Origin of the sequence: Nostoc sp. (assembly GCF_036919615.1) — a bacterium.
Taxonomy (GTDB): Bacteria; Cyanobacteriota; Cyanobacteriia; order Cyanobacteriales; family Nostocaceae; genus Nostoc.
Genome location: NZ_JBALCN010000053.1, coordinates 1 through 3,933, shown reverse-complemented (window position 1 = coordinate 3,933; position 3,933 = coordinate 1). Strand labels below are relative to the sequence as shown.

The 3,933-nt window shown below is 42.2% G+C and carries 5 protein-coding genes; 4 read left to right on the top strand and 1 reads right to left on the bottom strand.

Annotation, left to right across the window (positions count from 1 at the left end; genetic code table 11):
• The coding region (locus V7K48_RS16690; RefSeq protein WP_335074296.1) for a Uma2 family endonuclease at window positions 1–452 on the top strand (452 nt) is incomplete at its 5' end.
• Window positions 453–490: 38 nt separating this feature from the next.
• Here V7K48_RS16690 and V7K48_RS16685 read toward each other — a convergent pair.
• On the bottom strand, window positions 491–691 hold the full coding sequence (locus V7K48_RS16685; protein WP_334978985.1) for a hypothetical protein: 201 nt from the start codon (window positions 689–691) through the stop codon (window positions 491–493).
• Window positions 692–989: 298 nt separating this feature from the next.
• Here V7K48_RS16685 and mnmE point away from each other — a divergent pair, with 298 nt between their 5' ends.
• The 3 genes from mnmE to V7K48_RS16670 all read left to right on the top strand — a co-directional run bounded on the left by mnmE (window position 990) and on the right by V7K48_RS16670 (window position 3,766).
• A complete protein-coding gene (gene mnmE / locus V7K48_RS16680) occupies window positions 990–2,411 on the top strand; it encodes a tRNA uridine-5-carboxymethylaminomethyl(34) synthesis GTPase MnmE (protein WP_335074294.1) in 1,422 nt (473 codons plus the stop codon).
• A 76-nt stretch (window positions 2,412–2,487) separates the two neighbouring features.
• Window positions 2,488–2,703 carry a hypothetical protein gene (locus V7K48_RS16675; protein ID WP_335074292.1) on the top strand — a complete coding sequence of 72 codons (216 nt, stop codon included), beginning with the start codon at window positions 2,488–2,490 and terminating at the stop codon, window positions 2,701–2,703.
• 292 nt (window positions 2,704–2,995) lie between these two features.
• On the top strand, window positions 2,996–3,766 hold the full coding sequence (locus tag V7K48_RS16670) for an SDR family NAD(P)-dependent oxidoreductase (protein WP_335074290.1): 771 nt from the start codon (window positions 2,996–2,998) through the stop codon (window positions 3,764–3,766).
• Window positions 3,767–3,933 lie beyond the last annotated feature (167 nt).

The following is a 3,933-nucleotide window of genomic DNA, read 5'->3' as shown; positions in this document are numbered from 1 at the left end:
GTAACTCTACATCCATTGCCCTACTTACCTTTCAGGGTTTTTTCTGTTCATTCTTTTATTCAGAATACCCGGAAAGTGACAGAAGAGGGATAATTATCGAAATTCTCTCGGCTAGCACAGGCGACACTGATAAAGGCTTAAAAAAACAAATTTACCAAGAAATCTTTCGCACACCAGATTACTTCTGGTTTGACCCGGAAACCTTAGAGTTTTCAGGGTATCATTTACTTGATGGTAAATATCAACCGCTGGAACCAAATCCCCAAGGCTGGTTGTGGAGTCAACAGTTAGGTTTATATTTAGGGGTTTATCAAGAAAATTTACGCTTTTATACTCCGGAAGGAGAACTAGTTCCGACACCGGAAGAAGTGGCACAACACCAGAAGCAACGCAGCGATCGCTTGGCGGCAAGACTGCGAGAATTAAATATAGATCCACCAGATATTATTTAACCTCTTCGCTGTCTTGCCTGTGCCTGTTAGCGTGAATACTATGGATCTTCAGGAAAAACCCATTTTGGCGGTTCTGTCATTTTTTTCCGCAGACGTTCTTGTGCCAACTCCAACATTTTGTCTAAGGGAGTCTCTTCAATAAATTTTGCAGCCGCCTCTCTAAACTCGATATTGGGGCATTTTTCCTCTAAAACACAGCCGTTAACACAGGCTTGGGCGCAGTTAATTTTTTGCTCCACAGTAAATTCCTCTCTCTAAAAGTTATAAGTTATAAGTTGTGAGTTATGATTTTCACCCCTAACTTCTCACTCTTTACTATCAGGCATCACCCTCCAGGTAAATTTTACCTTGCCAGTTGCCATCTAATTAGTCTAAATACCTACCATTTAGAAAGTTATGAGTTATGAGTTATGATTTTTACTCCTAACTCCTGTACAGACAGACGCGATTAATGAGCCAGCGCGTTGCGGGGGTTCCCCCCGTTGTAGCGACTGGCGTCGCGTCTCTCCTAACTCCTCACTCTCATAAAGGGCGCTCATGTCAGAAGTTTTTGCCACTAGTGGAACCATCGCTGCGATCGCCACTGCTGTTGTCCCCCAACAGGGTAGCGTTGGGATTGTGCGGGTGTCGGGTTCCCAAGCAATGGCTCTAGCCCAAACTCTCTTTCAGGCACCAGGGCGGCAAGTTTGGGAAACTCACCGGATTCTCTACGGTTACATTCGCCATCCCCAGACGCAACAACTGGTGGATGAAGCGCTGTTGTTGATCATGAAAGCACCCCGTTCTTATACCCGTGAAGATGTAGTGGAATTCCATTGCCACGGGGGAATTATGGCAGTGCAGCAGGTGTTACAACTGTGTTTGGAAAATGGTGCCAGACTAGCGCAACCGGGAGAATTTACTCTCCGCGCCTTTTTAAATGGACGATTGGATCTGACTCAAGCTGAAGGTATTGCCGATTTAGTGGGAGCGCGATCGCCCCAAGCTGCCCAAACTGCTTTAGCTGGTTTACAGGGAAAATTAGCTCATCCGATCCGGCTGTTACGCGCCAACTGTTTAGATATCTTGGCAGAAATCGAAGCTCGAATCGATTTTGAGGAAGACCTGACTCCCTTGGATGATAAAGTAATAATATCAGAAATCGAGAAAATTGCCGCAGAAATAACTAGATTATTGGAAACCAAAGACAAAGGTGAGTTGCTACGCACAGGTTTAAAAGTGGCAATTGTTGGGCGTCCAAATGTGGGTAAGTCCAGCTTATTGAATGCTTGGAGCCAGAGCGATCGCGCGATCGTCACTGATTTACCTGGTACAACCCGTGATGTGGTGGAATCGCAGTTAGTTGTCGGGGGAATTCCTGTACAAGTGCTAGATACTGCGGGGATTCGGGAAACAACAGACCAAGTGGAAAAAATTGGCGTCGAGCGATCGCGTCGTGCTGCAAATGCAGCTGATTTAGTCTTGCTTACCATCGATGCTTCAGCTGGGTGGACACAAGGCGATCGAGAAATTTACGAACAGGTGCAACATCGTCCGTTGATTCTTGTGATTAACAAAATCGATTTATTAGAAGAAAGCAAAAGAAAAACTCTTCAATCCCAAATCCAAGTTGCACTGTCAGCGCACCAAAGGTGCAACCTAAAATCTAAAATTGTCACAGCAGCCGCCCAAAATCAAGGTATTGATACTTTAGAAACAACAATTTTAGAGATAGTTAAAGTAGGAAAATTGCAAGCTGCTGATATGGATTTAGCCATTAATCAAAGGCAAGCAGCAGCTTTAACTCAAGCTAAAATTTCCTTGGAACAAGTACAAGCAACAATTGCTCAGCAGTTACCTCTTGATTTCTGGACAATTGATTTACGTGGTGCAATTCAAGCGCTAGGAGAAATTACCGGAGAAGAAGTAACAGAATCAGTTTTAGATAGAATTTTTAGCAAGTTTTGTATTGGCAAATAAACAATAAAAGTGCCAAAGATAAAAATAACTAAAAAACTGGATTATTTATATCTAATTTTTCTAATATGGAAATATAATGCTTGATAAGATTCCAGTTCAAGCTCTTGGTTGTCTTAGACCAGGTATAATCATGATCATAGCCTTTCCCGGTGTAGGGATGGTAGATGGTGGGTTGCCAATGGAGTTACCAACCAAAATGATTCCGGCGGAGTTACGAATGCCAAATAGCGAGTTTATAATAGTTCGCAATAGGCAAGGTGGAGAGTTGACACAGGTGTTACTAAAAGAATGAATCATCCAAATAATATACGGTATTAAGTTCAGTTGCACATTTATAATCTGATAGGTTGGGTTAAGTAAAGTGCAACCCAACACTTATAAAAATTTTTGTTGGATTTTCCTGTCGTTCAACTCAATCTACCAGGACTTACGCACGGGTCATGGAAGAACAAACCACAGAGACACAGAGAAGCCAGTGCGTTGGGCGGGTTCCCCGACTTGAAGCAACTGGCGTGACACAGAGGAATAAGAGTTTGAGAGGTTTTTTGCGTAAGTCCTATCTACAATTAATAACTAAATTCAATATGTCTTTTATCGATGAAATTAATCCTGTCAATGCATTGATTGTGGGAGCCAACCGAGGTATTGGTTTGGGTTTTGTGAAAAAATTGCTAGAAGATGACAGAATAGCCAAAGTTTATGCAACTTCTCGTCAACCGGAATCAGCCTCCGATTTAATAGCTCTTGCAGGCGAACATTCTCAGCGATTAATTTGTCTGGCGATGGATATTACTGACGAGTTGCAGATTGTTGAAGCTGTTAAAAAAATACGTACCCAAGTTGACAAACTGCATTTAGTAGTCAACTGTGTAGGACTTTTGCATGAAGATACTTTGCAACCTGAAAAAAGCTTAAGACAGATCAATTCAGAAAATTTGCTGCGCTACTTTCAGATAAATAGTATTGGTGCTGTCTTGTTAGCTAAACATCTATTGCCTCTGTTTCGTCATGGAGAACGCAGCGTGTTTGCCACTATTTCTGCTAAATTGGGTAGTATTGGCGATAACCAACTTGGTGGATGGTATGGCTATCGCGCTTCTAAAGTAGCACTCAATATGTTGATGCGAACTGCGGCAATTGAGTATAAAAGAAGTTGTCCTAAAGCATTAATAGTGACATTGCATCCTGGTACAACTGATACCCGCCTTTCGCGTCCTTTTCAGAAAAATGTACCTGCGGAACAATTATTTTCAGTGGAACGTACCGTTACCCAATTATTCGCTGTGATCGAACAGCTTCAAGAAGGCGATAGTGGACAGTTTTTCTCATGGAATGGGAACAGATTGCCTTGGTAACTGCGTTACGCTTGTGCTAATAAAACTCACGTTACTTTCAACCAAAGCCTATGAAGTTTTTTGTGCCAGCAGCTAAGAGGCTATTTATAAAGTAAATCTAAAGGTGGCTAACCAAATGAAATGATAACGCTAGGATACTTTTGAGATAGTGTATTTACGTAGCGTTA